This is a genomic window from bacterium (assembly GCA_004299235.1).
Taxonomy (GTDB): domain Bacteria; phylum Chloroflexota; class Dormibacteria; order Dormibacterales; family Dormibacteraceae; genus SCQL01.
This window is the reverse complement of record SCQL01000080.1, coordinates 1-1,382: the sequence shown is the minus strand read 5'-3', so window position 1 is coordinate 1,382 and position 1,382 is coordinate 1. Positions and strand designations below refer to the sequence as shown.

Below are 1,382 nucleotides of genomic sequence, written 5' to 3'. Positions count from 1 at the left end.
TGAACCTCGTCGCTTCTGTCAGAGCGGACTTTCCCGTCCTGGCCGACCGCAGGATCTAGACATACGGTTGCTCAGCCCGGCGGCCGGAAGTAGTAGTACTGACTGATTGACCCGTGCTGACCTGCGCAAACGTCGACGGCATTCGACAGTCTGTGCCACGCCGGGTAATGAAAGCGGGTCTGGTGATGTGGGATCAGGGTCGTCGGCTTGGAGGAGCGATCTCGAGATGCCTCGGGCGGTTGTCGGCATGGTTCGAAAGTGACGCCGTCCGGGGTCACGGCCGCGTTTTCAGGCGTCCTCGACAGCAAGCAGCGCCTCGGTGCGGTCGCGCGGTGGGGCACTTGGTCCGCACCCCCCGGCAGTGGATGAGGTACAACCCGCTCGCCGGCGCTGGTACGTCCCAGCGAGGTGCAGGAAGCATCCGGTACCACCCCGGCCTAGGCCCGGCGAGCCACGCTGCAGCCGGCGGAGGTGCCCCTCGAGTGCCCACCAGTCGAATTCGAGAACGAGTACCACGACGCAACCTCGCACCGAGCCCGTCGTTGCTTGTGGTTAGTTCCTCAAGTTGAACCCGGGTTGAAAATTGACCCCTTGGTTCTTTAGCCTCGATCCACCGATCTGCGGGAACGGTTGCGCGCGTCAAGAGGTGAGAATGCTCTTACGTGGCGAGAAATCGAACTTGTCTAAGGTCCCAGTTTCACCATCACGAAGGGCATCTCGTAGATGCAACTTTGCCACACGTCGGCTGCGACCTCCGCGGTGTTCGACGATCCGAATCTCGTGTCGTCGGCCGGACTGGTCCCGGTCCTCGTGCTGGCCCGGTCCGCTGGCCTTCACGAGCTCGCCGGCAGCACCTGTCGGTGCCGACCGACAAGGGCGCCAACGCCGGGTTGAAGGTCGCCTCGCTCGTCGCCGGGATGGTCGCCCGTGCCGACTCCATCGACGACGTGGCACTCCCTCGGCTCGGCGGGATGGGCCGGGTGTTCACCCACGCCACCGCGCCCTCGACGTTGGGGTCTTTCCTTCGGACGTTCATCTTTGGCCACGTCCGTCAGCTCGACGCCGTCGCGTCGAGGTTCCTGACCCGGCTGGCCCCCAGACACCGTTGGTCGCCAGCATCATCCCCGACGCCATCGACACAGCCGGCCGGGTGATGGTCGACGTTGACGACACAATCATCGAGGTCCACGACTACACCAAGCAGGGCTCGGGCTACGGCTACTCCGGGGTCCGTGGAGTCAACGCTCTGCTTGCGACCGTGTCCACGAAGGACTGCGCCTCTGTGGTCGTGGCCCAAACGACTCCGCAAGGGATCGCGTGGCTCACCCCGGGGTGCAAACGGCTGGTTGCCGACGCGCTGAGGACCGTTCGCACGATGTCGA

General features: G+C 64.6%; 1 pseudogene. It reads left to right on the top strand.

Annotated features, from left to right (window positions below):
* Positions 1-723: 723 nt before the first annotated feature.
* A pseudogene (locus tag EPN29_14350) lies at positions 724-1,382 on the top strand (IS1380 family transposase).